Origin of the sequence: Nocardioides insulae DSM 17944 (assembly GCF_000422825.1) — a bacterium.
Taxonomy (GTDB): domain Bacteria; phylum Actinomycetota; class Actinomycetes; order Propionibacteriales; family Nocardioidaceae; genus Nocardioides; species Nocardioides insulae.
In genome coordinates this window covers 464,498-489,456 of sequence record NZ_KE383928.1, presented here as the reverse complement: position 1 = coordinate 489,456, position 24,959 = coordinate 464,498, and the positions used below count along the sequence as shown (strand labels likewise).

The following is a 24,959-nucleotide window of genomic DNA, read 5'->3' as shown; positions in this document are numbered from 1 at the left end:
TCAGCCCGCTGGCGCCTGCGGCGCTCCTGCTCGCAGCGAGGCGGTGACCATGACCTGTTCGGCGTGCGGTGCGACCATCAGCCGGAGTGCGCGCTTCTGCTCCTCATGTGGCGCTGCCCTGGCCCTGGACGGCGGCGCGCCCGACGTACCGCGGGACGGTTGGACGACGTCCCCCGGGGACGCGAGCAGGCGACTCGCGGCGGCGTACACCCCCCGGCACCTCACCGACGAGGTGCTCACCTCGCCCTTCGCCCTGGAGGGTGAGCGCAAGCAGGTCACCGTGCTGTTCGCCGACCTGATCGGATCCACCGAGCTCGCCTCCAGGGTCGGCGCGGACGCGATGCACACCGTGCTCGACTCTCTCTTCGAGGCGGCGGCCAGGGCCGTCCACCGCTACGAAGGGACGATCAACCAGTTCCTGGGCGACGGGTTCATGGCGCTGTTCGGTGCGCCGATCGCCCACGAGGACCACGCCCGCCGCGGCGTGCACGCCGCTCTGGACCTGCAGGAGGAACTGCGGCGCGCAGACATCCGCGCAGGCGGGATCCATCTCACCGACCTGCCCGTGCGGATCGGTCTCAACACCGGTGTCGTCGTCGTGGGCGCCATCGGCGACGGCAGGCGCATGGACTACACCGCCATCGGCGACACGACCAACCTGGCCGCGCGAGTCATGAGCCTGTCCGGCGCAGGCCAGGTGCTCGCCACCGACACCACGGCGCGTCTGGCCGGCCCGGCTTTCCGCTGGAGCGATCAGGGCAGCCGTCAGGTCAAAGGCATCAAGGAGCCGGTGAGCGTGCGGCTGGCCGCCGGCCGGACCGTCTCCGCGACCACGCCCCGCGCCGACACCTTCGCGCAGACCCGATTCGTGGGTCGCGCCGCGGAACTCGACCTGTTGACGCGCCGGTGCGCCGCGCTGGGCAGCGGCACTGGTGGGTTGGTGAGCCTGGTCGGCGAACCCGGGCTGGGCAAGACCCGGCTGCTCGGCGAGCTGCTGGGTCGGGTCGCGACCCCCGGCTCTGCCGGTCTGGCACCGCTGTGGCTGGAGGGGCGTTCGTTGTCCTTCGGCGAGTCGCTGGGTTACTGGCCCTTCCAGGACATGCTGCGCCGTTGGCTCGGGGTCTCCGAAGGGGATGCGGCCGACGACGTGACGCTCCGGCTCCGCGAGGCGGTCACCGACGTGGCTCCCGAACGGGCCGCACAGATCGTGCCGTACCTCTTGATCCTGCTCGGACTGCCCGTCCCGGACGACCTCGATGACCGGGTGCGCTATCTCGACAACCAAGGCAGCGGCGCGGCCGTCTTCCGCGCGGTGCGCGAACTCGTCGACCGGCTCGCCGCCAAGGGCCCCGTGGTCCTGGTCTTCGAAGACCTGCATTGGGCAGACCCCGCGTCGGTGGAGCTCCTCAAGCATCTGATGCCGCTGGTCCGGACACGTCCGGTGCTCGTGCTGGGGGTGGCCCGCCCGGAGCAGCACAGCCCGGTGGCCTCGTTGAGGAGCCTGGCACTCGAGCAGTTCTCGGACTGCTTCACCGAGGTACGCCTCCGCCCGTTGAGCGACCACGACGGCCTCGAGCTACTCGACGGCCTGCTCACCGGGGATGGACAGCACGCGCTACGGCAACGCATCGTCGAGCGGGCGGAGGGCAATCCCTTCTACGCGGAGGAGATGGTCCGCGCCCTCGCCGCCGAGGGGAGCCTGGTGCGTGACCACGGCGCGCGTGCCTGGCGACTGCACGCCGACCCCCGCGAGATCGCTATCCCCGACTCCGTACAGGCCGCCATCAGCGCCCGCATCGACCGGCTCGACGACGAGGTCAAGCGGGTGCTCAAGGTGGCCGCGGTCATCGGCCGCACCTTCCTCTACCGGATCCTGGAGGCGCTCGCCGATCCGGATGCCGATCTCGCCGACGACGTACGCCACCTCACGCTCGTCGAGCTGATCCGAGAACGACGCAACGATCCCGAACTGGAATTCGCCTTCACGCACGCACTCGTGCAGGAGGCGACCTACGACAGCGTCCTCCTCGAGGCTCGACGTCGGCTGCACCGGCAGGTCGCGGAGTCCGTGGAGAAGATGTTCCACGACCGTCTCGACGAGTTCGCCGGGATCCTCGCCTACCACTACGCGGCTGCCGAACGGTGGGACAAGGCGCAGGAGCACCTGCTCCGAGCCGCTGACAACGCGAGCCGGGTAGCAGCCGACTCGGTGGCTCTCGCGCAGTACCAGCAGGCCATCGAGGCCTACGGGCGCGCCTTCGGCGATCGATGGGATCCACTCGAACGGGCCCGGCTCGAGCGCAAGGTGGCCGATGCGCTCTTCCGGATGGGTCAGCATGGCCGGGCCATCGAGCATGCCCAGGAGGCCTCCCGGCTGCTCGGCACGAGCTACCCATCGACCCGGGGCGGGCTCCGACGGGCGATCGTCCGGCAGGCCCTGGTGCAACTGTGGCACGTGCTCCGCCCGCAGGCGTGGCGGCGCAAGCGGGACGAGCACACCGCAGCCGTCCTGACCGAGCGGTGCGCGCTCGCCGACCTGCTCGGCTGGATGGACTTCTTCCTCGACCCTGAACGGTTCGTGCTCGACGTCCTGCTGAGCCTCAACAACGCGGAGCGCAGCGGTGCCCGGGCGGACATCGTCAACGGAGCCGTCGGTGTCGCGATCGTGCTGTACACCGTCGGCCTCACCCGCTGGGGAGCGAGCTACGTCCGCCGGGCGACCAGGATCGCCGAGGGCCTCGACGATCCCCGTTCGATCGCCTACGCCCTGCTCGGGGAGGCACACCGGGCGTCGTACGAAGGTCTGATCACCAAGGCCAACTCCGTGACCGAGCGGGGCGCGCAGGCGTACCGCAGGATCGGCGACATCCGCAAGGAGAACGCCTGCTCGGCGATGGGCATCCAGTTCGCCCGAATGACCGGCGACATCCGGCTCGCGCAGGAGCGCGGGAAGCATGTCTACAGCGACGGTCTGAACAGCAACGACTCGATGCTGGTGGCCTGGGGGGGACAGAACCTCGGCTTCATCGGCTCCTCGCTGGGCACCATCGACGAGGCTCGCGCGTACCTCGAGGACTCGCTGGCCACCTATCTCACCATCCCCTCCTGGAACTCCGTGTCGGAGGTCCTCGCCGACCTGGCCGTGTGCGACCGGCGCGAGGGGCTCCTCGACGAAGCTCTCGCACGACTCGACGAGGCCGACGGCTACATCAAGGAGTACGGGCTACGCGGTTACAGCGTCGCCTACCCCGTCCTACGCCGTGCCCAGGCCTGGCTCTGCAAGGTGGAGACGAGCGAGGACGCGCAGAGGCGGCAGGCGGTGATGACGGCCAAGGCCGCAGTCAAGGACGCGCGCCGCCTGGCCAAGACGGTGCCGCTCGCGCGGGCCTGGGCGCGGCAACTGGAGGGCACTGCCGCCTGGCTGACCGGCGAGGAGGGCAAGGCGCTCAAGGCGTGGAATGCGGCGCTGGCCGCCGCGACCGAGCTGGAGGCGCCGTACGCCGCCGCGCTGGCGTTGCTCGACCGAGGCCGCTTCACCGGATCGGCGGGCGATCTGCAACGCGCCGCGCGGATCTTCGACGACTGCCTGATGCGGATGGATGCCGACGACGCCCGAGCGGCGCTGGCGAGTCTGGACAGCTCGGAGGAGGCCGCATGAGCTCGACCCCGCCCCTGCCGCTCGGCGCCGATGGGTGCTACCACCCTGCCGAACTCACCGATGTACAGGCACTGACGACCTACGCGACGAGCACCGGGCGGCAGCTTCGGGTGCTCGGCTCGGGTCACTCCGTGCCTGCCGCGATCGGCACCCCAGCCCCGACCGGCCTCAACGTCCGGTTGGACCGGATGACCGCCGTGACGATGTCCTCCGGCGGCATCACCGCGCAGGCGGGCTGCCACTTGGGCCCCGATCCACGCGACCCTGCCTCGACCGTCGCGAACTCGCTGCTGGGCCAGATGACGGCCGCCGGTCTGGGCCTGGCGGACACCGGGGGGATCACCCACCAGACCGTCGGCGGCTTCCTGTCCACCGGGTCGTCGGGTGGCTCGCTCACCCATGCCCTGGAGAGCCAGATCGCGGCGATCACGCTGGTCGACGCGACCGGGCAGGTTCATCACCTCACCTCCGACGCCCCGAGCCCGCCGCGCGCCGACAATCCCTTCTATGCGGCAGGCGTGTCCCTCGGCCTGCTGGGGGTGGTCACCGATGTCACCTTCACCCGGGCGAATGCCTTCCAGATCATCGGTCAGGAGTCCGTGACGACGGAGGCCGACTGCGCCGTCGACCTGTTCGGCCCGGGTGCGGGCGACAAGCCGTCGCTGGCCGGATTCCTGCGCAGCACCGACTACACCCGGCTCACCTGGTGGCCGCAGCGCGAGGTCGGTCGCGTGGCGCTGTGGCGGGCCGAGCCGCTCTCCGGGCCGTTCCCGAAGGGCGCGCCCCAGCCGTACCAGGAGCTGGGGTCCTACTTCGACGTGGCCGGATTGGCAGAGGCGCTGATCGAGGGCTGGCACATGTGGACGCGCCTGCTGTCCAGCCTCGAGCGGCACTGGCCGGAGCTCGAGAAGCGGTACCGGGCCGACGCGACCCGACTCGGCGCGACGGGCGTCGATCTGGCTCGGCAGCTCACCGAGATCCTCCAGGCCGAGACGGACGAGGACAGGCTGAAGGTCCTCGGGATGTTCCTGCTGAACCAGGACCTCCAGCAGGTCCTGGTCGGCCTCTACTTCACGCTCCTGGGCCACCGCTCCGCCGGTGGGCTGTGCGAGCGGATCTTCACCGAGACCTTCGAGAACGAAGGGGTCTTCGAGCAGAAGTGGTCGCCGATCATCATGAACAAGTTGTTCCTCACCCTCGACAAGGACAAGCTCGGAGCGCAGCGCGGACAGCCTCAGCGGTTCTGGGACCATGCCTGGACCGGGCTGCCGATGGACAACCAGATCTCCGACGACCTCATGCCCACCGTGTTCACCGAGCTCTGGATCCCCATCGATCGAGCACAACAGGTGATGACCACGCTGCGCGAGTTCTACGCCGGCGGGGGCTATACCCGCACCGGCACCTATGCCTGCGAGATCTACGGCGCGAAGGCCAGTGACTTCTGGCTCAGCCCGTCCTACGGCACCGACGTCGTGCGCGTCGACCTCTACTACTTCGGCCGCAGCGCGACCCCTCCCGACCAGACGTTCTACCCGCAATTCTGGGCCGATGAGGTGCTGGGGCAATACGCCTACCGCCCCCACTGGGGCAAGTACCTCCCCGCGGGCGAGGATCCTGACTTCGGTGCGGCCTACCTGGCCTCGGCCTACCCGAGGTTCGACGACTTCATGCAACTTCGCCAGGAGTGGGATCCCGACCAGGTCTTCGTCACCGACTACTGGCGATCGCACCTCGGCATCCGCCGGTGACCGGTTACGAGCTCATCGGGGCGCACGAGTCCCGCCTCACGGTGGTGCGGCGGGCTTTGAGCAACCGCGATCTGCGCCGCGCGCTCGTGGCGTACCTGGCCTTCAACATCGCCGAGTGGGCCAGCTACATCTGCCTGCTCGTCTGGGCGTTCGACCGCGGTGGGGTGCGTGCTGCGAGCGTGATGGGACTTGTGCAACTTATCCCCGCCGCGCTGCTCGCCCCGGTGGGCGCGAGCCTCCTCGCGCGGATGACCCGTGCAGGTGCCCTGGCGACGGGCTATGCGGTGCAGACGGCGGCGTTCACGGTGTGCGGATGCATGCTGCTTGCGGAGGCCGGCTATCCGGCGGTGGCGGTGAGCGCAGCGCTGGCGGCGTTCGCCGTCACACTGACCAGGCCCGTGCACAACGCGCTGCTGCCGGAGATCTCGGCCTCCACCGCGGTGCTGACGGGGGGCAACGCTGCGTCCGGCACCATGGAGGCCGTCGCCGTCTTCCTGGGCCCGCTGCTGAGCGGGCTGCTCATCGTGACCCTCGGGCCGGGCGGTGTCCTCCTCGTGCTTGCTGGTCTGACGGCGCTGAGCTGCGTCGGGTGCCTGTTCCTGACCAGGAGGCCGCGGCTCCGACCGCCCCACCGCGGGCCGCCGCAGCCCTCGACGCTGCAGATCGTGGTCAGGGCGCCCGCCGCGCGGCTGTTGCTCCTGGTCGTCGCAGCGGAGTACCTCCTCGTCGGGCTCATCGATATCCTGCTCGTGGTGCTCGCTCTCGACGTCCTCGACATGGGCCTCGGAGGACCAGGCGTACTCAACGCCTCGATGGGGATCGGAGCTCTGGCCGGCGCAGGTCTGGCGGTCCTCCTGGTCGGACGGCGGCGGCTGGCATCTGCCGTCCTGCTCGGCGCGGTCGTGGCCGGCGTCCCCTTGTCCATCGCCGGATCCGCACCCGTCGTGGTGCTCGCCTTCGCCATGCTCGCTCTCTGCGGAGGAGGAAAGCTCTTCTTCGACGTGGCCTTGAGGTCGTTGGTCCAGCGTGCCCTTCCGGACGCTCAGCTCACCGCGGTCTTCGGCGTGAACGAGGCGGTGATGATGACCGGAATCGCCGCGGGTACGGCGATCGCTCCCGGGCTGGTGTTGCTGTTCGGGCCGCAGGGCGCTCTCCTGGCTGCCGGTGTGCTGCTGCCGGTGGTGGCGCTGCTGGCCCTGCCGACCATGCGCCGCCTCGACGCGGAGGCGGCGGTGCCTGCCGCACCGCTCGCCAGGATGTCCCAGGTGCCGTTCCTTTCGATCCTCTCGGGTCGCGTGCTGGAACGGCTGGCAAGGAGCGTCCGGATGGCGACCGTCCCGGCCGGGCACACCGTGATCCGCGAGGGCGAGACCGGCGAAGACTTCTACATCGTGGTCTCCGGTCACGCAGCGGTGCTCATGGGCGGCGAACACATCCGCGAACTCGGTCCTGGCGACTTCTTCGGCGAGCTGGCCCTGCTCCGAGACGTTCCGCGGACGGCCACCGTGCGAGCGACGTCCGAGCTGGAGGTCGATGTCCTGCAGCGGGTGCCCTTCCTCACCGCCGTTCTCGGGACGACGGACGCGGTACGGCGCGCCGAGGAGGCCGCGGAGCACTACCGCTACTCGGGCCCGGGGCGTGGATGAACGGGGGTCGCCGATCCCGATCGCGGGCCAGCCCCCGCCGCGCGGGTCGGTCGGCGCTTCAGCCCGACGCCGCGGCGCGTCCCAGCACTCGATGTCGTTGCCGTACGGTCGGACAACGCCATGCTCTTGAGTCGGCTCGGCTTCGTCCCCCCGGCGTGATCAGCCGCTCCGACTTCGGGCTCGTCTTCAACCTCCCGCCGGACGGCGGCAAGGTCGTCATCGGCGACACGGGCATCCTCGATCAGCGTCCCGGCCGTCCTCACCCCCGAGACCGATCAGGCGTCGTCCCGGGCCGGGCCGCATCCTCGGGCCGGCCTGATGGTCGTGGCCACCCCGGATTCGTCCCGCCGTTCACCTTGCTGAACACCGAGCCGAGCCCAGCACGGTCGAGTTCGCTGCCATCAAGGCGAAGACCTCCTGATCCGCTGGCGCAGGTCAGGAGGTCTTCGTGATGCCGCACCCCCAACCGGATTCGAACCGGCGCTACCGCCGTGAAAGGGCGGGGTCCTAGGCCGCTAGACGATGGGGGCCCGCACACCGGCGTACCGGCGTGCCCGCACATCCTAGGGCGCATCCGCTCTCGCTGCGAAACCGATCCCCCCGCCAAGGCCGCGGGACCCCGATTCGTGATCGTCGCTCCCGTCGGGTAATCTCTCCTCCGCTTGGGCAGGTAGCTCAGTTGGTACGAGCGTCCGCCTGAAAAGTGGAAGGTCGGCGGTTCGACCCCGCCCCTGCCCACAAGCAAAGCCGCAGGCCAGACACCATGTCCGGCCTGCGGCTTCTTTCTTCCCCGGCCGGCCGACAGCCATTTCTGACAGCAACGCAGTCATCCGAGACGCCTCCCGAGCCGGTTGAGCGCCTCGCGCTTCTCATCCAGGGATGCGTGCGCGTAGATGGTCATGGTGACGTCGATGGCACTGTGACCGACGATCTGCTGGACCACGTGCGGTGGTGCGCCCTCGGCCAGGAGAAGGCTCACGCATGTGTGCCGCATGTCGTGGAACCGCGGCGCCGGCTCCCCCAGCACCTTGCGAGCCTCGTACCAGCTGCGCGACAAGTTGTCCGGCTCCATCGGCGTCCCGATCGTCGTCGAGAACACCATGTCTTCGTCACACCAGCGGGGGCCGGCCTTCAGCCGCTCTTCCCCCTGCTTCACCCGGTGCGACTTGAGCGCGTCGACGCACGGAGCCGGCAGCGGGATCGTCCGTCGCGACGACCGGGTCTTGGGTGCCTTGAAGATCAGGTCGCCGTCGACGCGCTGCAGCGTGTGCGTCACGACGAGGAACTCCTGGTTCAGGTCGACGTTGGACCAGCGCAGGCCGAGCAGCTCGCCACGGCGTAGGCCGAGGTAGACGGCCAGCACGTAGAGCGCGTGCAGTCGGTCGCCCTTGCTCTCGCGCATCAAGGTGCGCGCCTGCTCAACCGAGAGCCCGTGGCCGACGTCGTACCGAGGCGTCTTGACCTGCACCAGCTTGGCCACGTTCCGCATCACCAGCTCGTCACGCATGGCGCTCTGCAGCGCGTTGCGGAGTACGGCGTGCACCTGCTGCACACCCCGTGTGGACATGCCGGACTCCTCCAGCGAACCCACCAGCTGGCGCACGTCCGGCACCGACAGCGTGTTCAACCGCTTGCGGCCCAGCTGTGGAACGATGTGGAGCCGCACGATCAGCTCGTAACCCTGGTACGTCTTGGGGGCCCGGTGCGGCTTGACCACGTGCGTCAGCCAGTGCTCGAGGTACTGCCGCACCGACCACTTCTCCTCGGGAACCCGAACACCGCGGTCGAGCTCACGCTGCAGCGCAGTCAGTTTCTGGCGCGCCTGCTCGCGAGTCTTGCCATAGACCGTCACCCGCTTACGACCGCCGTGGTTGGTCGCCGCGTAGACAGCGCCGGCCCACCGACCATCGGACCGCTTCCACAGCGAGCCCTCACCGTTCGCGCGCCGGCTCATGCCACTGCCTCCTCCTCGAGGAGCCGGTCGACCAGCTCACGACAGGCGTCGACCGGGATCCGGCGGCGACTGCCGATCTTGACCGAGCGAAGCAGCCGCATCCGGACCAGGTCGTAGACCGTGGACTTGCCGACGCCGAGAACCTCTGCGGCCTCCTCGACGCTCAACAGGATCTTCTCCATCTCTCTCACTCCTTCTGTCTGTGTGGGCTTCGAACTGACGGCGACTCACTGGTCTGCGCGGGCCATCGCGGCGGAACGTACGGCGGCTGCTGCCTGGTCGAGGTCGAGGTAGCCCTGGCCGGCGAAGATCCAGGAGGAGACGACCTCGAAGCCGTCGGGGACGTCGGTGTCGTCGTCGAGGATCTGGCGGATGTCAGCGTCTGGATCGAGGCCGGGGTCGCGGCGGTAGGCGCGGCGCGAGCGGCGGATCTGGCCGAAGGTGATCGAGTAGGCGTGGGACTTGGTGATGGGGTGCCCGCGATAGCCAAGTGTTGCGAGTCGATCGGCCAGGCGGGTGTAGTCCTGCAGCGTCTCGAGCTGCGTGTGCTGCTGCTGCAGCTCCGCGGGCAGCTTCCCGGGCTCGTCCCCCTCGTCCTTCTGGACGGATGCCCGGTGGGCGGCGATTCGGGCGTCGAGGCGGGTCTGGAGGGGCCGCGCGAGCTGGTCGGCCTGCGCGGCGAGGTCGAGAGCCGCCTGGATGATCCGGACCGCGTGCGGAGAGGCGCCGGCGGCGCGGGCGTGGAGGGAGTTGCGGACCTTGGCGGGGAGGCCGAAGTCCTCGGTCGTCTTGGTGAGGTACTTGGCCAGGTAGGCGGCGACCTGCTCGGGATGAACCCGGGGCGCGGCGCGGTGGGTGTCGCGCTCGGCGTCGCCCGTGATGGAGCGGCAGTCGATCTGGTCGCCCCAGCGCAGCTCGACGCTGACGGGGCCTGAGCGGACACCGTCGCCCAGAGGAAGGGTGCGGTAGCGGACCTGCGCGGCGGCGAATTGGACGGCTTGTTCGAGCAGGCTGGTGGTGACCGGGACCTGTGGGGGTTGCCCGTCCGGACCGTCGGAGCCATCGAGCCGGATGGGCGCGTGGAAGTGCACGATCCCGCGGGCTTGGAACTCGACCACCTTGGAGTAGGCGATCCGGCACCGTTCCCGGAATGCTTTGACGGTAAGGCCGCACAGGTGGGCGAGGTGCCGCTGCAGGGCGATGGTGAACCGGCGCCACAGCTCGGGGGCGTGCCACTGCCACAGCACGTGCCCGGTGTAGTCGTAGCAGTCTAGGCACAGCGGCTCACCGAGTCGGGGGTCGCCGGGTTGGTGGCGGCGGTTGCACCACGCCGGCCGGCCATGAGGGCAGACCGGCTTGTCCCGCCGTGCCCGGCAGGGGCCCTTCTGCCGAATGCCGTGGACCGCCCCGAAGGAGGGGGCGGTGAGGGTGGCGAAGGTGGCGGGCCGGTCCGCGACGTCGGCGGAGATACCGCGGCCGCCGGCCAGGCCGCACATCAGCAGGTGCCACGCGTCGCCCTTGTACTCCCGGCTGCACGAGGGGCACACCGAGGCGCGGCGGTTGCCGCAGCGCACGTAGGTGTACCCGTCCAGCTCGTCATCGGAGGAATAGGCAGTGTGTACCTCCCCGGTGGTGGTGTCGACCAGCATCCGCGACCCGCGCAGCCGGACCGGGTTCGCACACCCACGGGCACGCTGCTCCGCGCGCTCCAGGCCGGCCTCGGCCAGGAACACCGGATGCCTGCCGGGATCCAGGACCGGATCGAGCGCGGGGGCGGTGGTCACGACCAGTATCCCTGCCCGGCGATGACCGACTGCGCCCCATCGAGCATGAGGCCAAGCTCTCGCGCCGCTCGGGCTGCCTGGGTCAGGGCCGTGGACGCGGCCTCAAGGTGGGCAGCCGGGTCGCCGCCGTCGGCCTCGTACAGGTCGTACTCCCTGGGCGAGGCGGCCAACCGGTCGGAGAGTTGCAGTGCCGCCTGTTCCAGGCCGTAGCCGAGCTGGCGCAGCGATCCGAGGACCTCATAGACGCTGGGAGCAGGCAGGGATGGGCCGGTGATGGTGACGTGGTTGATTCCGCGGACCGCCTGCGCGGCGTCGTCGGCCAACCGGGCCAGTCGGTCTTCTCGGGCCTCGAGTGCCTCGCGGTCGCTGCCCATCATGCATCTCCTTTCACCAGTTGCAGCGGCGGCTGGTCAGTGGCCACCGCAGGTGGGGCGAACTCGTCGACCATGCGGGCCAGGTCGTTGTCGTCGATGTGAGCGGCGCGGACCCGCACGGGTTCGCGGATGCCCTCGATGACGACGTAGCCGACTCCGGGCAGGCTGGGCGGGATGCGGTCGCAGGCGGCACCTCGGGCGCGGGCGGAGCGGCCAAGCACCATGTCGATCTGGGTGTCCTCCAGCAGTCGCAGTGCCACCCGGGTCGGGAACAGGTCCCGGTACGGGAGCACGTCCTTGCCGGGGTCCTGCAGAGCGGCCACGACCAGCACGCCGGCTGCGCGGCCCTGGGACAGCAGCAGCTGGAGGGCAGCGTCGGCGCGCTTCTTCAGCTCCCGGTCGCCCACGTAAGCCGTCAGCGAGGCCAGCTCATCGACCAGCACCACCACCAGCGGATCCTCAGGAGTGGGTTGGTGAAGCCGCAGCCCGGCCTGGCGGAGCCGTTCGGAACGGTGCCGCATGAAGGCCACCGCGTCCTCGAGCAGCTCGACCATCGCGGCCGGGCCGGCGTAGGCGAACCACGCGAAGAGCCCGGCGCCGGGGGTCAGCTCCATCCCGCCCTTGGGGTCGACCGCCCACACCTGCACGCTGCGATCCCGGAGCGCCGGGCCCAACGCCCGGATCAGGGACCACAGCACGGAGCCCTTGCCCGAACCGGTCGCGCCCGCGATCAGCAGGTGAGTGCCGAGCAGCCGCAGCGTCCACGGCGTGCCGTCCTCCCGTGTCCCGACCGGTAGCGCGGTCAGGTCGGGCGGCTCGGCCGGCGCCAGGGCGGGCACGACCTCGACGAGAGGGTCGGCGTGGGTGAACTCCAGCCAGATACGGCCCGGTCGATCCGCGACCACCCGGCACTCCGTGGCCTCGAAGGTGTGCGCCAACTGCGAGGTACGGGCCTCGAAGTCCTCCGGTGCCTGCCCGGACAACAGCTCGACCAGCAGCCGGTCCCGGCACGTCTCGGAGACCACCCGGCGGATCTCGGGCAGATACTCCCGCTCTCCCACCGTGGTGGCAAGGCCGCAGGTCACCATGGCCGGTTGCCACAGCCGCCGGTACACCACCAACGCCCGCCACCGCGAGGCCAGCACTCGGCGGAACGAGGCCGGCCAGCGATCCCGCCACACCACCAGCCCCGCTGCCAGCCCGACCGTCCCGGCCAGAAGGACGTGCGCGACGCCGGTGGTGCCGAGCAGGCGCAGCAGCACGACCACCGCCAGCATCGGTCCCGTGACGAGGGGGTGGTGGCACAGCCAGCGCAGCAGCCGCCCGACCAGGCGGGCGGCGTTCACGACGACGACCGTGCCCAGCGTGGGGCGGGGCTGGACCGTCACCAGCTGTGGTGTCTGCCGCCCCCGCATCCCGCCCAGGCCCGTGTTGTGACTCGTGACTCTCATCCCGGCCATCCCAGTCACAGATTCGCTAGCGATTGGTCGACCCAGATGCCGGCCTGCAGAACCGCGGACTGGATCGGCGGCCCCGCCGGCCCGGCGGCCAGCAGGACGCCGAACAGGATGCACACCAGACCCGACATGGGACGCACCCACTTGGCCTTGACGAACAGCGCGATCAACGCGCCGAGGACCACCGCGATCGCGAGCAGAGACATCAGGCCGCCTTCTCCCCACCGGTTGATCGGCCCCCACCGCTGGTGCTGCCGGTGTTGCCCGCCTGACTACCGGACCCGGTGCTCTTGGAGGTCTCCATCAGCCCCTCGGCCGACCAGTACTCCGCGAACCCACCGGCCTTGTTCGTGCGCACCTCCACCCGCAGACCGGTGAACCCGATCGGGGTCAAGGGCGCCACCCTCGGCTCCTCCTCGTGACCTACCGTCACCTTGGCCGTCACCGTCGATCGACGGCCGAATGAGGACTGGACGTAGAGCACCTCCACCGCCCACAGCGGCATCCCGGTGTCCTCGGACCGGGCCTGCACGTCACCCGGACGGCGCCGGCCCTCCGGAGTCTCGACCCACTCCATCACCGGCTCGACGATCCCCGTCCCCGTGAACGGCTGCCGGATGCTGTCAACTGCGTAACTGGGCATCATTTCTGCTCCATTCCTTGCCCTCGTGTGGGGCTGTCGGGTTCACTCATCACCGACGCTAGATACGGCTTTGCTCGGGGACCCGGAAGAAAATTCCGGGGACTGTCGGAGGGCGGTGCGACGCTTACGTCATGCGAGGAATGACGACGCAACTCACGGTCGGCGAGCGAATCGCCTGGTACCGGCGGCGGCGCGGACTCTCGCAGGACGTTCTGGCCGGCCGCGTGGGACGTACTTCGGACTGGCTCAGCAAGATCGAGAACGGTCGCATCGAGCTCGACCGGCTCTCGGTGTTGCGCAATATCGCGCACGCCCTCGACGTGGCTCTCGGCGACTTGGTCGCCGAGCCGTCGCTGATGGAGTGGACGAAAGATTCGGGGCAGCAGACGGTCCCGGCGCTCCGTTCGATTCTCATGGACTACCGCCAGGTGGCCCGACTCGGCGACGGCGGCTCGTCGAGGAGCGAACCGACGTCACTCGACGCGTTGAAGCGTGACATCGACGACGTGTGGAACGCCTACCAGGACGCGCGATTCGGCTACGTGACCCATCGGCTACTGACCGTCATCCCGGCAGCCAAGGAGGCCGTGCGTACCCATGTCGGTGATGAGCAGAGACTCGCGGCCGGCCGGCTAGCCCTGGCGTACCAGGCGGCCGCGAGTGTGCTGACCAAGGTGGGCGAGGCGGACCTCGCCTGGAGCGCATCGCACCGCGGCATCGATGAAGCACACCGCAGCGAGAACCCGGTCATCATCGGGTCGCTTCTCCGCTCAGTAGCACACTCGCTCCTATCGACCGGGGCGTACGGCGACGCCGTCAGGCTCACGCACGAAATCGCGAGCATGCTCGACCCAGACATCCGGAAGGCTGGCCCGACCATGCTGTCGGTCTACGGCACAGCCCTGCTGGTGGGTGCCATGGCCGCGGCCCGCAGCGAGGACCGGCAGTCCGCCCGGGACTTCCTCGACGGAGCTGAGGGGACCGCCGGTCGCCTGGGCTCCGACCAGAACCGGCTTTGGACTGCCTTCGGGCCCACCAACGTCGCGATCCACCGTGTGTCCACGGCGATGGAGCTCGGCGATGTCCAGGTCGCGGTCGACTTGGGACCTGGTATCGACACCACCGCGGTGCCCACCGAAAGACGCGTCCGCCATGCACTCGAGGTCTCCCGGGCGTTCAGCTACTCCAACCAGCGCGACGACGCCCTGGCGACGATCCTCGAGGCGGAGAAGGTCGCTCCCGAGCAAGTGCGCTACCACTTCCTCAGCCGCCACCTCGTCCAGACGTGGATCCGAACCCAGCGCAGTAAGCCGAGCTTCCAACTTGCCGGCTTGGCTGACCGCCTCAACGTGGCCTGACCCCACCCGTCCTAGGGTCGTGGGCATGGTCGCGGAGCAGACACCCCCCATGTCACATCCCAGAGTCGCCGCAGGCGCGCTCTTCTTCGATGATCTGGGCCGGGTCCTGCTCGTGAAGCCGACCTACAAGGAGGGCTGGGAGATCCCCGGCGGCTACGTCGAGCCAGGCGAAACCCCCATCGAAGCCTGCAGGCGCGAGGTCCAGGAGGAACTGGGCCTCGACCGGACCGTCGAAGACCTGCTCGTCGTGGACTGGGCCCCCTCCGACAAAGAGGGCGACAAGATCCTCTTCGTCTTCGATGGCGGCGTACTCGGCCCCGACGACATGACCACGGTTGTGCTCCCACCGGATGAGCTCGAAGCAGCCGAGTTCCACGAGCGCACCGAGCTGCCGTCGCTGCTCATCGATCGGCTCGCGCGCCGCATCCTCGCGGCTCTCGACGCACGCCAGGCCGGCCGAGTCGCCTACCTCGAGCACGGACGTCCGGTCATGACCAGCGAGCCCCGGTAGTACCTACCGAGGCGACCCCAAACGGATCGGGCGAGCGTAACCGCCCGCAGAGCGGCAGATGAGTGCGTTTCTGGCGGCCAGTCGAAGACCAGCGTTCAGACGTAGCGGAGTGCCGTCACGTGAGCCCCTCGGGCGTCACTAGGCAGAAGGGATGGCCGGCGGGATCGGCGTACACACGGAAGCCGATGGGCTTGTCAGACCCGTCCAACAGCGTGCCTCCAAGGCTCAAGACCTGACCTTCGGCATCGTCGAGATTGTCGACGAGGATGTCGAGGTGCATTTGCTGGGGTGGTTCACCAGAAACCCAGTCAGGAGCGCGGAACTTATCCGTGCGCTGCAACGAGAACGACGGGTGACCACCGTCTACTGCGAGAGTCACCCATTCGGCGCTGTCCTCGACCCGCTCCGCGCCGAGTAGCACCTCGTAGAACCCTGCCAGCGCACGAGGTTCAGGGCAGTCGATGACGATGCCCGCGAGCCGTCCAATCATGCCGGGAGTCTCCCACTACCGTCGGACAGGTCCGACGAAGGCGACCGAACATCGGCAGGACCGCACGGAACGCGGCAGAAGAGGACGATCGCGGCGGGACGCGGACCTGGAACTCAGTCTGAACCTGCGGGAGGAGAGGGGTCGGCGGTCTACTCGATCAGCGAGCACGCCTGCCTGTTTCTGTCGGTGCGCCATTCACGGCCAACTCGTCTGTTCGTAGGTCGAATGTCAGCCACAGGAGTCCGCCGAGGCAGGTGGCAGCGGCGCTGGTCAGCGCTGCGGCGGTGCTGAGCGTTGAGGCGATTGTGCCTGCAATTAATGCTGCGACGGGGACAGCGCCGACACCGACGAGGTTGAACAGACTGGACACGCGGCCCAGTAGGTCGTGGGACGTGCGCTCCTGTCGCAGGGTCACCGCGGCGACGTTGTAGATCATGGTCCCGATCCCGAGCAGCACCATCCCGCCGGCTGCGAGGTAGACATCTCTCGCACTGGCGATCAGGAGGAGGCCGGCCGCGCCCACTCCGGCAGCGGCCATGAGGCAGGCGCGCGAGCCGAGTCGGTGGCGGAACGGAGCTGCCAACCAAGCACCGATGACGCTGCCGATCGCGAAGACGGAGAACAGGATGCCGTAGACCAAAGGCGGGGCCCTGAGTACATCGACCACGTGCACCACGAGCACTGCTTGAAGCATCCCGGTGGAGGAGGCCAGCAGGAACGTCGATACCGCCAGCGAGCGCAAGACTCGGTCAGTCAGGGCCACTCGAAGCCCTTCGCCGATGTCTGCACGGACGGTCCGGACGCCAATATCCCGGTCCTCGGCGGGCACGGCTTCTGCTTCCGGCGACGGAAGCTTCCGAAGGCACACCACGGAAGCGAGCAGCGCGGTGGACCGCGCCAGGAACGGCACAGCTGATGCGAGGGGGTACAGGACACTACCCAGCGCCGGCCCCAGGAAGCTCCCAGTCATGACCGAGCCCGTCTGGATGTGCCCGTTCGCCCGCGTCAGGTCATCGGGCGCGACCAGCGCAGGCAGCAGGGCCGGTGACGCTGCGCGGAACGCGACCGTCGCCACCCCCTCGAGGAAAGCGATCGACAGCACGAACGCGACCCCTGCCGCGTCGGAGATGATCAAGGCGACCAAGAGGACCACCAGGACGGCCCGCGATGCGTCGGCAACCCACAACACCGTCCGACGATCGTATCGATCGACAAGCACGCCGGCGTGGAGGCTGAACAGCAACCAGGGCAACCCCATCGCGACGGGAAGCAGTGCGATCAGGAACGGGTCCTCGGTCGCTCCGATCAGGACTAGCGGCAGCGCAGCAGTCGCGATGCCATCGGCCAAGGCACCCGACGTTGTCGAGGCGAGCAGCCAACGAAAGGGTGTGCCCATCGATCCCGCTTTCTGTACGTTTTGTACAGTTGTAGCATATTGGCGTGAAGGAGATACCAGTTACCGAGGCGCGGGCGCAGTTGTCTGATCTGGTCAGCCAGGTGGCCTTCGGAGGCGAACCGGTGATCTTGACCCGTCACGGCAAACAACTGGTCGCGCTTGTCCCCGCCGAACTCCTGACCGAATCCGAGTCGGTGGACACGGAGTCGACCCCGGTAGATGCTCCGTTCGTCCTGGATCTCACCAGCGACCCTGGAGCGACCCGCGAGCGGTTCACGATCGCGGCCCGCGACCGAGATCCTGACCATCCCTGACAGCGGGTCTACCTGTTGGGGTCGCGCACACTTGGGTCGGGGCGCTGGGCCGGCTCGCTACTCTCCCGGCATGGCTGGGTACCGATGGCTCCTCTTCGACGTCGGCGGAGTGCTCTCCACCGTCGATGATTCTCGCTGGCCCGGAGAGTTCTCCGCTCGCTGGGCCGCTCGCCTGGGGCTGTCCGAGGAGGACTACGCGTCCCGACTTTCCGTGGCCGAACTGCCCGAGGCGACAACGCAGATGAATGTTGAGGACGAGTTCTGGTCGCGGTATGGGGCCGCGGTGGGTGCAGGCGGTGAGGCCCTGCTGGAGATGCGGAGGGAGTTCTGGAACGCCTATTGCGGTACTCCGAACACACCGCTCCTTGATTTCGCTCGATCCGTCAAGGGCGAGGTCGGGTTAGCGATCCTGTCTAACTCCGGCGACGGAGCCCATAGGGAGGAAGAGCGCCGCTTCGGCTTCTCGGCCGTCTTCGACCCGATCTGTTACAGCCACGAGATCGGTGTGAACAAGCCCGATCCGAGAGCATTTCGGGCAGCTCTCAGCGCCATGGACACAGCACCCGAGGAGGTCGTCTTCATCGACAACCTAGAGGACAACGTCGCCGCAGCCTCCGAGCTCGGCATGCACAGCATCCTGCACCTGGACAACCGGAGCACCCTCGCCCACATCGGCGCCCAACTCAAGCGCGACTAGCGAGCCCTGGCGCCGATCGCTCATCGGCAGGACCGCACGGAACGCGGCAGAGTCGGGCATCGGAACGGCGTGGCAAAGGCCCAGGCCGCGTTCGCCGGCGGCTTTGAGTGGCGTAAAAGGTGCGAGGGTTGAGGACCGATCAAGTCGAGCGGTTCAGCACTTTCGCCGCTGCCGTAGCGCTCGAATCTTCCATGTGGACTCTCGCGCCGTACACCGTAGGTGGTGTGTGTCAGCCGACGGGGCTGCGAAGCACAGTGAGGCGTGAGGTCGCGCCGGAGCCTAGCTTCGTCGATGTGACCTGTATCCGGGTGAATGAGCGGAGGTGCCGCAGGCCGGGGATCTTGATGAGACCTGCGATCTGCGGGTCGACCCGTCGGGTGACGGTCTTTCGCTGCTTCCCCTTGGGGGTGGTGACCCGGACGGTGACACGGAATCGAGCACGTTCCGTGCCGTACATCGGAAAGACCTTGAGCACCGGCCGCTCTCCCCGCCGCACCAGAACCCCCACGGGGCCGCCCATAGCGGCGAGGTTTGCCCGTCCCAGCCCCACGACACTGGCAAGACATTCCGCACGGCGCGCCTGGCGGTAGATCGCGAAGACGTCCTCGGGACGCTTGACCGGGGAGAGGACGTACTGGCCGAAGCCGCCTGCCTTGGGGCGCCGTGGCGTGTTCAGGTTCACGTCGCTGTCCTGGTCGGTCACGATGCCACCGCGCCATGTGCCCTTGACTCCAGTGACACGTGCCCGGGCGTAGGTGCCGTTCGGGGCGGGACGCGTGGTGAACCGGATCCGTCCCGGCACCGGTCCCAGGTCAGGCCCGTAGCAGCTGCTCTGCACCGTGATCTTCTCTGCATGAGCCGGCGGGGCCGCCTGCGCCGGCGCCGTGGGCATGACGCCGATGATGAGCGCGACCGTGGGAACGGTCGCTGCCAGGGCACGGAGCACCTCGACACCTCCACATTTCGAGCCACCCCGTCGGTAGCTGCTGCCAGATTCAAGCACATTCCCGCAGGGCTGGCAGCCGAACGCGGTGCCCGGGCATAGCTCCTCGAACTCCCCGGAGACCAGACCCAGGTTCCCCAGGTTCCCCCTGATGTCGGCACATCCCCTGTGGGGTCGCGCGGTCAGGTTCCAGAGGCCATATAGGCAGCGAGGATGTAGTTGGGGTGACGGTCGAGGTTCTTGCGTGCCCGGTCGTAGCGCATGGTGGTGCGTGGGTCTGCGTGGCGGGCCGCGATTTGGACGTCACGTAGGTCGACGCCGGCGTCGAGCATGGTGGTGACGAAGGTGTGTCGCAGCATGTGGGGGTGCATCCGCGCGACCGTGAGGCCGGCGGCGGTGGCGAGGGCGTGGAGACGACGGGTGGCGCAGTGACGGTCCATCCTGTGGCCGGTCCGGCTGCGGAGGATTGGCCCGCCGGCGCGGTCGGTGGTGGCACGGGCAACGGCGGGTGGGAGCGGGGCCAGTACGACCTTGCCGCCCTTGCCACGGACTCGGAGCACGCGGTGGCCGTGGACTTCGCTGAGGTCCTCGATATCGGCTCCAGATGCTTCAAAGATCCGCAGCCCCAGCAGGCCCAGCATGGTGACCAGGGCGAAGTCGTTGGGATTGGGGGACTCTCGTGCGGCGGTGAGGAGGGCTTCGAACTGCAAGTGGCTCAGGCCGAGGGTGGGCGACTCGGCTGGTACTCGGGGGCGTCGCACGAACTCGGCAGGTGAATGCTGCAGCACCTCGTCCATGACACAGGTGCGGTAGAAGCCCACCAGCACCGAGAAGCGACGTGAAACTGTCGATGGTTTGTACCGTTGGGTCTCTTGCATCCATCGCAGGTAGAACTCGAGGTGTGGCCGCTGTGCGCGGAGCGGCTCGAGATCGCGATGGCGGCACCAATCGATGAAGCTGCGTAGGTCGGACTCGACGTGGACACGGGACACGCCTTGGTAGCGGGCCAGATAGGCAGCGACCGCGATGTGGAGTCGCTGGTCCTCGAACGAGACAGGCACCAGAACGGCCGGGGATGGAATGTTCATCTTCTCAGTGCCGCCCCCACCGCGCCCACTGTCAACGCGACCTGCCCTGCACATCGGTCCACCGCCGAGCAACAGGTTCCATCGCGGCAGGGTCGGGGCGAGCGTAGCCGCACTCAGAGCGGCAGGAGCGAGCGTGTCGCTGGCAGGATGTCGGCGGCGGAATGACCCACGCCGGCCGCCCCCGGGGAGATACACATCCGCAGATCCGGGCTTCCCCGGGACGCCCGAGCGCAGCTTGGCAATACACCCAGGTCCAGAAGCGCTTGCAGTGGGGCGGTCGTAGGCCAAGGCTGGCTCGTAGCCCGGCCGGCGTCAGAACGGGACGACCGACACTTTGAAGGCCTGGCCCTCTCGCGCCGCGACTCTGTTCAACGACCGTTCGAAGGCCTCGGCGCTCTCGCGCGAGTACGCTTCCAGCGACTCCAAGACGACCTCGGGCCGGGTTTGCCCGGGAGCCGGTGGGTCGGGGTACCTGGTCACCTTGAGTCCGTGTTCCGCCGCGAGGCGGTCCAGCATTTGATGCAGCGCGTGCCGATCCACCGCCCGCTTCTCCCGCCGACGGCGATTCGGGTCGCCGAGCACGTATTCCGGATCTCGGTCGGAGCGGAGCGCGCGGACGTGCAGCAGGATCTCGTCGAGGACGTCCGCCTCGTCGCGCCTCTTCGTGCGCCTGGTGGTGGGATGCTTCGACGCCTTCTCCTTCGCCGCCTCGATTTTCGCTTCCAACTGCGGCCAGTAAACCTCGAACCGCTGTCCCGCGACGCCCTCCTCGATCCCGGCGACGGCTGCGAGTGAGCGAACGACGCTGAGCATCCCCGCCTTCTGGGCGGTCTTCGCCTGGAACTGCGCGAGCGGCCCCGTCAGTTGCGTCGGGCCGCTGAGGTCCACGAGCAGCGGCACCACCCGCTGCTCTACGTCGCCTACGACGGTCTTGCTCAGAGCCCCCGCCTCGAAGTTGAGCCAGGGGGCATGCTGGTTCTCGGCGGTCACGACCACGACGCCGAAGCGCGTGTCCGTCAGCTCAGACTCGATCTGAGCGAGCCCCCGCTGTCCGGCCGCGACGTCAGTGTCCGAGGCCCACGGCCTGACGCGGTCGAACAGCAGCGGCAGCCAGTCCCGCAGCGCGACCGCGATCTCCCTCGCGAGGTCGCCCGACCAACTGATGAAGGCCTTGACGTCGCTCTGCTCTGCCACGGGCGAAGCATATGGGACCTCCGCCGCCTCAAACCGGGTTCTCGCCGAGTCGCTCGCTCTAGCTGCGATCCGCACTCGATCAACTTCTTGCTGTCCGCGCCCAAGCCGCGGAAGCCTGACGGACTGCATAGGTAGTCCGTCATAGTGGGCGGTTCGGCCCCGCATGTAACTCTGGGCGGATCAACGAGTGCCCGCTCATCGGCATGACAGGGCGGATCTGAGCGCAGGATGGAGGCGCTGTTGGTGAGGAATCTCTTCTCTCCGTTAAAGCGCCGGCTGGCGCCGGCACGGGTCGCGACTGCGGGCGGCGCTGGCGCGCCGTCCTCGCCGCAACCGCATAGCGAAGGGACGCCCTGGCCGAGAAGACCACGGCGCCCCTCCACCAGTCGGACGAGCTCCACCCGACTACAGCCGAGCGGCCACCTCACCACCGAGCCGCCGACCCGATCCCTCATCATTTGCACGGCGCAGCCCGGCGTCAAGGCTTCCCTTCGGCGCCTCCGGCGACCTTGACCCCGAGCACCGCCGAGCACGGGCGCTGGTTATCGGATCGGTGGCTCTCCCCTGGCCGACAGCGATCCTGACAGCAACTGTGACAGCAGCCCGGCGGATGATCACGGACAGCCGGCAGACGAGAAGCCGCACGGCAAGCGGGAAGTTTGCTCGTGCGAACCGCTTGGTGTGCCTGAAAAGTGGAAGGTCGGCGGTTCGACCCCGCCCCTGCCCACAAGCAAAGCCGCAGGCCAGACACCATGTCCGGCCTGCGGCTTCTTTCTTCCCCGGTCGGCTGACAGCCCGGTACGACGTCGTACTCCTCGGCAGCCCGATCTGGAACGTCCGTGCACCGATGATCATGTCCACCTTCATCGAAAGCGTCGACCTGTCCGGTAAAATCGTGCTGCCCTTCGTCACCTACGCCGTCAGCGGCCTGAGCGACGTCGACCAGGACTACCGTCGTGCGCTCCCCGACGCCGAGGTCCGCGACGGGATAGCAATCCAGGGCGAGGAAGCCGCCGAGGCCTCCTCGGACCTCGATGCATGGCTCGGCTCGCACGGCCTGCGGTCATGCAGCTGCCAGCGCGGGCCCGGGGACGACAGGACGCCCTCCCACTGTGTTGCATGAGACCTTGCTGTGCTGGTGAGGCAGTCACATCGCCTGCCTTCCGCGTCACCCCGGTGAACTCGACTCGATCCCGTGGCTCGTGCCGATGCTCTCCGTCAGAGTGCCGCCGTGCTTCATCGGCCGCGACCAGGGCGAAGGAGGGAACAGAGTCAGGCGTATTGTCCGGCCGACTCGTCGAACTCGGTCTCGTGACCGGCGTCGACCACCATCGCCGCCGCGACGTGTGACCAGGCCACCACGAAGGTCGCCTCGACCTCGGAGCCTGGGTCGATGATGGTGAGCTGGCTGGTGTCATCGCTTCCGACGCGGGTGATCTCCGATCGAATGCGGTCCTCTTCTCCATGAGGAATCTGGCAGCGCTGGTTCCAGCCGTCGCCGTACAGCAGGAGATAGGCCATGGTTCACACACCGGTCCGGTACGAGGGTGGGATGGGATGTGGCTCCCACCAGGAACCGCCGTCGTCGTTCCAGTGCTGCCACGGGCCGGTGGCAACGTCGGCGCTGACCTCGTCCAGGAGAGCGAACGCGGTATCGGCGGAGCCGTTGACCGCGACCGAGAGCACGTCGTCGGCCCGGTCCGCATCCAGGGACGGCGGGACCACCAGGACCCGCAGCACCGTCCGGTCAGAGGTCTTCAGGTGGATCAGATGGGTGTCGTCCCGAGGGAACGACCCCACCTTGACGTAGCCGCCGGAGACGGCGATGCGTCGAGGAGCAGATTCCCAGTCGGGGGGTGAGAACACGGCGCGGACGATCCGGCCCAGGTGCGGTGGGAAGTGGTCGACCAGGTCGGCCAGTTCGACGGCAAGGTAGCGGCTCTGTGGCCACCAGCCGCCATCGAGCTGGCCCCTGCCGCGCTGCTCGGTCATGCGCAGCCTCAGCTGCTCACGGTCTCCCGGCGCCGGGCCGGTGGGGATGGGACTGATCGACGTCGACATGACGCCCGCCTCTCGACCGGGAAGGCGGCGTCCGCAGGGACCTCGCCGGCCGGTCACCCTCAGCCTACGTCGGACACCCTGACCCGGCGCTTCCGCACGTCCGATGTCACCTGGCTGGCTCCGGACGTGGCCCGTACAAGGCTGCCCGGTCCCGACGGGGCGGCGTTCCCAAGGCCGGTGTCCTCACCGCCGCATGGCCGACCGATGCTCCGGGTACCGACACACCAAGCCCCTGTCATGTGCGCACGTCGCAGGGGCCAGGCGCCGGTCGTTCCCACAAGCAGCGGCCGACGCCGTCGATGACGGCTCCGAGTCACTGCTGACAAACCCGGGATCCGGACGGCTGTCGAGAGACTTCCCTCGACTCGCCGGACGCCGGTCCGTCGGGAGCGCACACACCGGATCCGTCGTGCTGGCGCACCCGGTGCGCCACCCGTGGTCTTTTCCACCGGAGGCTGACTCCACGCCGACTGCGGACGGCGCGGACACTCCCACGAGGGAGGGAGCGAGAATCTTGTGATGGTCACCGCAGGCGGGAAAGATCGGGTTCCGCTGTGCCCGGCTGACGATCGAGGATTGACCCGGGCGACCGTGGCTGGAAGTGGGCAATGCCGTGACTGGTGACCACGCGAAGGGCGTGCCTTCGCGATCGGGTGAGGAACAGCATCCTGGTCCACGTCTGTGGGACGTCGCCATCCGGGTGGTGGTCAGCCTGACGACTGCTGTCGTCGTCCCGGCAGTCCTGTTGTGGTCGATGCTGGAGCTGTTCAACGTCGCCGTGGCCGTGATCGCCGCCCTCGCCTGGATGGTGATCGCCACGGGATGGCGATATGCGACCAAGCGCCCGGTGTCCGGGTTGCTCCTCCTGACCCTGGGAGTCCTGACCATCAAGACGGCCTTCACCCTCGCGACCGGGAACACCTTCGTCTACTTCATCCAGCCGGTCTTCGCCGATCTCGCCGTGGCGGCGATCTTCCTCGGATCGTTGTGGACCACCCGCCCGATCATCGCCCGCCTCGCACCGGAGTTCTACCCCATGAGCGCCGCGGTCGCTGCTCAACCCCGGGTGCGGAACCTCCTACGGAGACTCACCCTGATGTGGGGACTGGTGGTACTCGCCAAGGGAGCTATTACCTTCTCGCTCCTGGTCACACTCTCGACCGCAGACTTCGTCCTGATCAAAGGCGGCGCCATCATCACCCTGACCCTCACCGCCGCCATCGTGACGATCGTCTGGGCCCTCATAGTGGGACGCCAACAAGGACTCATCCAACCCAAGTAGACGACGGATCGTTGCCACCGCGGCTCGTCCGACCTGGCAGCCGACCCGTCCTGCCCAGCACCGTCGCCCGCATCGGCCTTCACGCCATCTTCGCACCGACTGCCATGCCGCGTGCCCCTTCCACAGGCCCACCCCCAGGAACCGCTCACCGGTGATCAACGGATGGGCCGAAAGGGGTCGTATTCGGTCGGGGACCATTCGGTCTGCGGGCGATGTTGCCGAGCGCACCATCGTGGCGGTCTAGCGGCCTTGACCCCGAGCACCACCGAGCAGGGGCGCTGGTTATCGGATCGGTGGCTCTCCCCTGGCCGACAGCGATCCTGACAGCAACCGCGACAGCAGCCGGGTGGACGATCAC

23 protein-coding genes and 2 tRNA genes are annotated in these 24,959 nt (G+C 68.5%); 10 read left to right on the top strand and 15 right to left on the bottom strand.

Features of this window, described 5'->3' with window-relative positions; translation table 11 throughout:
• Positions 1-49: 49 nt before the first annotated feature.
• From G515_RS0112485 to G515_RS0112475, 3 genes are read left to right on the top strand one after another with little or no spacing between them, the layout of a single operon-like run.
• A complete protein-coding gene (locus G515_RS0112485; RefSeq protein WP_028660390.1) occupies positions 50-3,658 on the top strand; it encodes an adenylate/guanylate cyclase domain-containing protein in 3,609 nt (1,202 codons plus the stop codon).
• Positions 3,655-5,409: a D-arabinono-1,4-lactone oxidase gene (locus G515_RS0112480; protein WP_028660389.1), complete on the top strand. Its 1,755-nt coding sequence runs from the start codon at positions 3,655-3,657 to the stop codon at positions 5,407-5,409. Before G515_RS0112485 ends, G515_RS0112480 begins: the two co-directional genes overlap by 4 nt.
• Positions 5,406-7,055 (top strand): cyclic nucleotide-binding domain-containing protein, encoded by a 1,650-nt coding sequence (locus tag G515_RS0112475; protein WP_028660388.1) that lies wholly within the window; start codon positions 5,406-5,408, stop codon positions 7,053-7,055. Before G515_RS0112480 ends, G515_RS0112475 begins: the two co-directional genes overlap by 4 nt.
• 457 nt (positions 7,056-7,512) lie before the next feature.
• Here G515_RS0112475 and G515_RS0112470 read toward each other — a convergent pair.
• A tRNA-Glu gene (locus tag G515_RS0112470) sits at positions 7,513-7,585 on the bottom strand.
• Between the two features lie 134 nt (positions 7,586-7,719).
• Between G515_RS0112470 and G515_RS0112465 the strand changes: the two genes are divergently transcribed.
• Positions 7,720-7,793, top strand: a tRNA-Phe gene (locus G515_RS0112465).
• An 88-nt stretch (positions 7,794-7,881) separates the two neighbouring features.
• On the opposite strand, the gene G515_RS0112460 is transcribed toward G515_RS0112465, so the two are convergent.
• From G515_RS0112460 to G515_RS0112430, 7 genes are read right to left on the bottom strand one after another with little or no spacing between them, the layout of a single operon-like run.
• Complete coding sequence (locus G515_RS0112460; protein WP_028660387.1) at positions 7,882-9,009, bottom strand: tyrosine-type recombinase/integrase; 1,128 nt, start codon at positions 9,007-9,009, stop codon at positions 7,882-7,884.
• Complete coding sequence (locus G515_RS0112455; protein ID WP_028660386.1) at positions 9,006-9,191, bottom strand: helix-turn-helix domain-containing protein; 186 nt, start codon at positions 9,189-9,191, stop codon at positions 9,006-9,008. Before G515_RS0112455 ends, G515_RS0112460 begins: the two co-directional genes overlap by 4 nt.
• 45 nt (positions 9,192-9,236) lie before the next feature.
• Positions 9,237-10,793, bottom strand: a complete 1,557-nt coding sequence (locus G515_RS21260) for a replication initiator (RefSeq protein WP_051218343.1) — start codon at positions 10,791-10,793, stop codon at positions 9,237-9,239.
• Complete coding sequence (locus tag G515_RS21255; protein ID WP_157571098.1) at positions 10,790-11,170, bottom strand: hypothetical protein; 381 nt, start codon at positions 11,168-11,170, stop codon at positions 10,790-10,792. Before G515_RS21255 ends, G515_RS21260 begins: the two co-directional genes overlap by 4 nt.
• Positions 11,167-12,618 carry an FtsK/SpoIIIE domain-containing protein gene (locus G515_RS21250; RefSeq protein WP_169570600.1) on the bottom strand — a complete coding sequence of 484 codons (1,452 nt, stop codon included), beginning with the start codon at positions 12,616-12,618 and terminating at the stop codon, positions 11,167-11,169. Before G515_RS21250 ends, G515_RS21255 begins: the two co-directional genes overlap by 4 nt.
• A gap of 14 nt (positions 12,619-12,632) precedes the next feature.
• Positions 12,633-12,830: a hypothetical protein gene (locus G515_RS0112435; protein ID WP_028660385.1), complete on the bottom strand. Its 198-nt coding sequence runs from the start codon at positions 12,828-12,830 to the stop codon at positions 12,633-12,635.
• Positions 12,830-13,267, bottom strand: a complete 438-nt coding sequence (locus G515_RS0112430) for a hypothetical protein (protein ID WP_157571096.1) — start codon at positions 13,265-13,267, stop codon at positions 12,830-12,832. Before G515_RS0112430 ends, G515_RS0112435 begins: the two co-directional genes overlap by 1 nt.
• A gap of 131 nt (positions 13,268-13,398) precedes the next feature.
• On the opposite strand from G515_RS0112430, the gene G515_RS0112425 reads away from it, so the two are divergent.
• Both G515_RS0112425 and G515_RS0112420 read left to right on the top strand, forming a co-directional pair.
• Positions 13,399-14,625 carry a helix-turn-helix domain-containing protein gene (locus tag G515_RS0112425; protein WP_211221023.1) on the top strand — a complete coding sequence of 409 codons (1,227 nt, stop codon included), beginning with the start codon at positions 13,399-13,401 and terminating at the stop codon, positions 14,623-14,625.
• A gap of 49 nt (positions 14,626-14,674) precedes the next feature.
• Entirely contained in the window at positions 14,675-15,136 is a 462-nt protein-coding gene (locus tag G515_RS0112420) for an NUDIX domain-containing protein (protein WP_028660382.1), read from the top strand.
• Positions 15,137-15,251: 115 nt separating this feature from the next.
• Here the strand turns inward: G515_RS0112420 and G515_RS0112415 are convergent, their stop codons facing one another.
• Both G515_RS0112415 and G515_RS22750 read right to left on the bottom strand, forming a co-directional pair.
• Positions 15,252-15,626 carry a VOC family protein gene (locus G515_RS0112415; protein WP_028660381.1) on the bottom strand — a complete coding sequence of 125 codons (375 nt, stop codon included), beginning with the start codon at positions 15,624-15,626 and terminating at the stop codon, positions 15,252-15,254.
• 157 nt (positions 15,627-15,783) lie between these two features.
• Positions 15,784-17,022, bottom strand: a complete 1,239-nt coding sequence (locus G515_RS22750; protein WP_051218340.1) for an MFS transporter — start codon at positions 17,020-17,022, stop codon at positions 15,784-15,786.
• 44 nt (positions 17,023-17,066) lie between these two features.
• Here G515_RS22750 and G515_RS0112405 point away from each other — a divergent pair, with 44 nt between their 5' ends.
• A complete protein-coding gene (locus tag G515_RS0112405) occupies positions 17,067-17,336 on the top strand; it encodes a type II toxin-antitoxin system Phd/YefM family antitoxin (protein WP_051218339.1) in 270 nt (89 codons plus the stop codon).
• Between the two features lie 70 nt (positions 17,337-17,406).
• The gene (locus G515_RS0112400) at positions 17,407-18,033 is read left to right on the top strand and encodes an HAD-IA family hydrolase (protein ID WP_028660379.1); all 627 of its coding nucleotides are present in this window, start codon (positions 17,407-17,409) and stop codon (positions 18,031-18,033) included.
• 229 nt (positions 18,034-18,262) lie between these two features.
• Here the strand turns inward: G515_RS0112400 and G515_RS0112395 are convergent, their stop codons facing one another.
• From G515_RS0112395 to G515_RS0112385, 3 genes are all read right to left on the bottom strand, one after another.
• Positions 18,263-18,979 (bottom strand): hypothetical protein, encoded by a 717-nt coding sequence (locus tag G515_RS0112395; RefSeq protein ID WP_028660378.1) that lies wholly within the window; start codon positions 18,977-18,979, stop codon positions 18,263-18,265.
• Between the two features lie 179 nt (positions 18,980-19,158).
• Positions 19,159-20,064, bottom strand: a complete 906-nt coding sequence (locus G515_RS0112390; protein WP_157571095.1) for a tyrosine-type recombinase/integrase — start codon at positions 20,062-20,064, stop codon at positions 19,159-19,161.
• 312 nt (positions 20,065-20,376) lie between these two features.
• Positions 20,377-21,258, bottom strand: a complete 882-nt coding sequence (locus G515_RS0112385) for a toll/interleukin-1 receptor domain-containing protein (RefSeq protein WP_028660376.1) — start codon at positions 21,256-21,258, stop codon at positions 20,377-20,379.
• A gap of 610 nt (positions 21,259-21,868) precedes the next feature.
• Between G515_RS0112385 and G515_RS23940 the strand changes: the two genes are divergently transcribed.
• Entirely contained in the window at positions 21,869-22,381 is a 513-nt protein-coding gene (locus tag G515_RS23940; protein WP_084653521.1) for a flavodoxin, read from the top strand.
• Positions 22,382-22,530: 149 nt separating this feature from the next.
• Here G515_RS23940 and G515_RS0112375 read toward each other — a convergent pair whose 3' ends face one another.
• Together G515_RS0112375 and G515_RS21235 are read right to left on the bottom strand one after the other, a co-directional pair.
• Positions 22,531-22,779 (bottom strand): hypothetical protein, encoded by a 249-nt coding sequence (locus tag G515_RS0112375; protein WP_028660375.1) that lies wholly within the window; start codon positions 22,777-22,779, stop codon positions 22,531-22,533.
• A 3-nt stretch (positions 22,780-22,782) separates the two neighbouring features.
• Positions 22,783-23,250: a DUF5994 family protein gene (locus tag G515_RS21235; protein ID WP_157571094.1), complete on the bottom strand. Its 468-nt coding sequence runs from the start codon at positions 23,248-23,250 to the stop codon at positions 22,783-22,785.
• A 706-nt stretch (positions 23,251-23,956) separates the two neighbouring features.
• On the opposite strand from G515_RS21235, the gene G515_RS0112365 reads away from it, so the two are divergent.
• Entirely contained in the window at positions 23,957-24,601 is a 645-nt protein-coding gene (locus tag G515_RS0112365) for a VC0807 family protein (protein ID WP_157571093.1), read from the top strand.
• Positions 24,602-24,959 lie beyond the last annotated feature (358 nt).

What these genes read in the sequence shown, in the direction of transcription:
- G515_RS0112485 (WP_028660390.1), top strand. Translation starts at nt 50, where the DNA reads ATGACCTGTTCGGCGTGCGGTGCGACCATCAGCCGGAGTGCGCGCTTC.
- G515_RS0112480 (WP_028660389.1), top strand. Translation starts at nt 3,655, where the DNA reads ATGAGCTCGACCCCGCCCCTGCCGCTCGGCGCCGATGGGTGCTACCAC.
- G515_RS0112460 (WP_028660387.1), bottom strand. Translation starts at nt 9,009, where the DNA reads ATGAGCCGGCGCGCGAACGGTGAGGGCTCGCTGTGGAAGCGGTCCGAT.
- G515_RS0112455 (WP_028660386.1), bottom strand. Translation starts at nt 9,191, where the DNA reads ATGGAGAAGATCCTGTTGAGCGTCGAGGAGGCCGCAGAGGTTCTCGGC.
- G515_RS21255 (WP_157571098.1), bottom strand. Translation starts at nt 11,170, where the DNA reads ATGATGGGCAGCGACCGCGAGGCACTCGAGGCCCGAGAAGACCGACTG.
- G515_RS21250 (WP_169570600.1), bottom strand. Translation starts at nt 12,618, where the DNA reads ATGAGAGTCACGAGTCACAACACGGGCCTGGGCGGGATGCGGGGGCGG.
- G515_RS0112435 (WP_028660385.1), bottom strand. Translation starts at nt 12,830, where the DNA reads ATGTCTCTGCTCGCGATCGCGGTGGTCCTCGGCGCGTTGATCGCGCTG.
- G515_RS0112430 (WP_157571096.1), bottom strand. Translation starts at nt 13,267, where the DNA reads ATGCCCAGTTACGCAGTTGACAGCATCCGGCAGCCGTTCACGGGGACG.
- G515_RS0112425 (WP_211221023.1), top strand. Translation starts at nt 13,399, where the DNA reads ATGCGAGGAATGACGACGCAACTCACGGTCGGCGAGCGAATCGCCTGG.
- G515_RS0112420 (WP_028660382.1), top strand. Translation starts at nt 14,675, where the DNA reads ATGTCACATCCCAGAGTCGCCGCAGGCGCGCTCTTCTTCGATGATCTG.
- G515_RS0112415 (WP_028660381.1), bottom strand. Translation starts at nt 15,626, where the DNA reads ATGATTGGACGGCTCGCGGGCATCGTCATCGACTGCCCTGAACCTCGT.
- G515_RS22750 (WP_051218340.1), bottom strand. Translation starts at nt 17,022, where the DNA reads ATGGGCACACCCTTTCGTTGGCTGCTCGCCTCGACAACGTCGGGTGCC.
- G515_RS0112400 (WP_028660379.1), top strand. Translation starts at nt 17,407, where the DNA reads ATGGCTGGGTACCGATGGCTCCTCTTCGACGTCGGCGGAGTGCTCTCC.
- G515_RS0112390 (WP_157571095.1), bottom strand. Translation starts at nt 20,064, where the DNA reads ATGAACATTCCATCCCCGGCCGTTCTGGTGCCTGTCTCGTTCGAGGAC.
- G515_RS23940 (WP_084653521.1), top strand. Translation starts at nt 21,869, where the DNA reads ATGATCACGGACAGCCGGCAGACGAGAAGCCGCACGGCAAGCGGGAAG.
- G515_RS0112375 (WP_028660375.1), bottom strand. Translation starts at nt 22,779, where the DNA reads ATGGCCTATCTCCTGCTGTACGGCGACGGCTGGAACCAGCGCTGCCAG.
- G515_RS21235 (WP_157571094.1), bottom strand. Translation starts at nt 23,250, where the DNA reads ATGACCGAGCAGCGCGGCAGGGGCCAGCTCGATGGCGGCTGGTGGCCA.